Consider the following 3,084-nt stretch of genomic DNA (forward strand, 5'->3'; position numbering starts at 1 on the left):
CCGTTCGGACAGCGGGCCCGCCGAGCCAGGCGGGCACCCCCGCGACCGCACCACGGCCCGCGCCGCGCGTCGTCCGTCCAGTCCGGAAGCCCGGCAACCCTGCGCCCAGGCCGCCTGCTCGCCGCCCCCGGGCCGCCCGCCGAGGGCGGCGTTACGCTGAGACGACCAGATCGGTCCTCGCGGCCCCCGCTGCGCACTCAAGGGGGTGGGGCCAGTGCCGGCGTCCCCGACCAGCCCCCCGACCGGCGGTCCGAGCGACCGTCCGACGGGTTCCGGTGCGGGCGAGAAGGGCCTGAAGAGCGGCGCCCTGGGCCTGCTGTCCTCGGTGTGCATCGGCCTCGCCTCCACCGCCCCCGCCTACAGCCTGGCCGCGACCCTCGGCATCGTCGTGGTCGGGGTCGGCCTCCAGGCGCCCGTCGTCACCGTCCTGGCGTTCATCCCGATGCTGCTGATCGCCTACGCCTACAAGGAGCTCAACGCCGCCGACCCGGACTGCGGCACCACCTTCACCTGGGCCGCCCGGGCGTTCGGCCCGCGCACCGGCTGGATGGGCGGCTGGGGCATCGTCGTCGCCGACGTCATCGTGATGGCCAACCTGGCGCAGATCGCCGGGGTGTACGGCTTCCGGCTGGTCGGCCTGGACTCGCTCGCGGACAGCCGGGTGTGGACGACCAGCGCCGGGGTGGTGTGGATCGTCCTGATGACGGCCATCTGCTACGTCGGCATCGAGCTGTCCGCCACCCTGCAACGCCGGCTGCTGGCCGTCGAGGTGGTGATGCTGGTCGCCTTCTCGCTCACCGCGCTCGTCAAGGCGTACGGCTCCGCCGCGCCCCCGACGGCCATCCCCGTCGACGCGTCCTGGTTCAACCCGTTCAACGTGCCCTCGACCTCGGCGTTCACCGCCGGCATGCTGGCCGCGGTCTTCATCTACTGGGGCTGGGACACCGCCGTGTCCGTCAACGAGGAGACCGCCGACTCCGCCCGCACCCCCGGCCGCGCGGCCGTCATCTCCACCGTGCTGCTGCTCCTCATCTACGTCCTGGTCGCGACCTCGGCGCAGTCCTTCGCCGGGGTCGGCGCGGACGGCATCGGGCTCGGCAACCCGGCCCACTCGGGGGACGTGCTGTCCGGCCTCGGTGACGCGGTGTTCGGCACCACCGGGATCGGCGCGGTGCTCAGCCGGCTGCTGATCCTGATGGTGCTGACCTCGGCCGCCGCCTCCACCCAGACGACGATCCTGCCCACCGCCCGCACCACCTTCTCGATGGCCACCCACCGGGCCATCCCGACCGGCTTCGCCCGGGTGCACCCGCGCCACCGGACCCCGACCTGGTCGACGGTCGCCATGGGCCTGGCGTCGATCGCCTTCTACGTCCTGCTCACCGCGATCAGCGGCAACGTGCTGGCCGACTCGATCGCCTCGGTCGGCCTCGGCATCGCCTTCTACTACGGCCTGACCGGCTTCGCCTGCGTCTGGTACTACCGCCGGGTCCTCACCCGCAGCGTCCGGGACTTCGTCTTCAAGGGCGTGCTGCCGCTGGCCGGCGGCCTGATGCTGCTGTACTTCTTCGCCTACGGCGCCTTCGACGTCTACGCCGACCCGGACTACGGTGCCACCTCGATCGACCTGCCGGGCATCGGCCGGGTCGGCGGGGTGACGGTGATCGGGCTGGGCGCGCTGCTGCTCGGCGCGGTGCTGATGCTGGTGCAGCGGCTGGTGCAGGGGTCCTGGTTCCGCCACCCGGACGTCCCGGTGAGCGCCGCCGACCCGGCCTCCGCGCCCTGAGTCCAGAACCGGCCGGTTCTGACGTTTCCTTGACGCGCAGTCACGTGTAAAGGGTGAGCAAAGCAGGCATATAGTTCGGGCAAAGCATCGTGGTGGGAGGGGCCGGATGGAGACGACGCTGGAACCGGACTGGCGCACGCTCGGCGTCCTGGGCGCGGCCCGGGGCGCACGCGGCGGGGGTGACGGCCGCCTCGGGACGGAACACCTGCTGGCCGCCGTCGCCGGGGCGAAGGGCCCGGCCGGTGAGGCCCTGTCGGCCGCCGGGGCGACCGCGACCGCCCTGCTCGCCGTCCTGCGCGACCGCCAGGGCGGGGTCGACACGGCACGCTGGGGCTCGGACGACGGGGCCGGTGCGAGCGTGCCGGCCCGCGACGTGCTCGGCCCGACCGGGGAGCGCGGCCTGCTGCTCAGCGGCGCCGCCGCCCGCGCCCTGGCCGGCGCCATGGAGCGGGCCCGGCAGGACGGCGAGCGGAAGTTCAGCGCCGAACACCTGTTGCGCGCCCTGCTCGCCGATCCGCACGCCCGGGCCGCCGAACTGCTGCACGCGGCGGGCGTCGCGCCGGGAGCGGTGCTGGAGCGGCTGGCGGCGCCCGTCGGCCTCGGGGCGCCGGACGGCCCCGGCGCCCCCGACGTGCCGGACGGCCCCGGCGCCCCCGACGATCTGGACGATCTCGACCCGCTGCTGCGCCCCACCCGGGACGCGCTGCTCGGCCGCACGCCGTACCGGCTGCCGCGCTGGAAGCGGCTGCTGGTGCCCGGCTTCGCCAAGATGAACATCGCGGTCGCGCCGATGGCCTGGGTCCGGCTGGAGGTCGACGGGCAGGCGCAGCGCCTCGGTCGCCGTGCGCCCGGCACCGAGCACGTGCTGCTGGCCGTTCTCGCCGTGCACGAAGTGGCTTGCCGGCACCCGCAGTTGGCCGGCGAGGGCGGCGCGGACCCGGCCGAGCGGCACGCGGGCGGGGTGCGGCTGGCCCGGCTCGGCCTGGACTACGCCCGGGCCCACGCCGCGCTCACCGCCGGTCGGGTGCCGCTCGCGGCCGACCCACGAGCGGTCGAGGCCTACCTCTCCGGCGCCACGGACAGGCAGGGAACCGGGCCGCTGGTGGAGACGCTCCTCTCGGAGGAGACCCGGGCCCGGCGGCTGGTCGAGGCCCTGTGCGGAGATCGGCTCGATCGCCCCTGATTACTACTGAACGGCGTTGGGACTAGGGGCTCTCTTTCGGATCACGTCGGATCAGCGCGCGGCGTCGGAGTGCGTGCATCGCAAGGCGGAGGAGGGAGTCCATGCGGAGTATCGG

General features: G+C 74.4%; 2 protein-coding genes. Both read left to right on the forward strand.

The annotated features are described in order from the left end of the window. Nucleotides 1-214: 214 nt before the first annotated feature. On the forward strand, nucleotides 215-1,786 hold the full coding sequence (locus tag ACFV6I_RS38735; protein WP_380430893.1) for an APC family permease: 1,572 nt from the start codon (nucleotides 215-217) through the stop codon (nucleotides 1,784-1,786). Between the two features lie 106 nt (nucleotides 1,787-1,892). Next, on the forward strand, nucleotides 1,893-2,969 hold the full coding sequence (locus tag ACFV6I_RS38740) for a Clp protease N-terminal domain-containing protein (RefSeq protein WP_380430896.1): 1,077 nt from the start codon (nucleotides 1,893-1,895) through the stop codon (nucleotides 2,967-2,969). Nucleotides 2,970-3,084: the final 115 nt, after the last annotated feature.

Origin of the sequence: Kitasatospora sp. NPDC059803, from assembly GCF_042732255.1 — a bacterium.
GTDB lineage: Bacteria > Actinomycetota > Actinomycetes > Streptomycetales > Streptomycetaceae > Kitasatospora.

Excerpts from the sequence above, each read along its gene's own strand:
- ACFV6I_RS38740 (WP_380430896.1), top strand. The coding sequence starts at position 1,893 with ATGGAGACGACGCTGGAACCGGACTGGCGCACGCTCGGCGTCCTGGGC.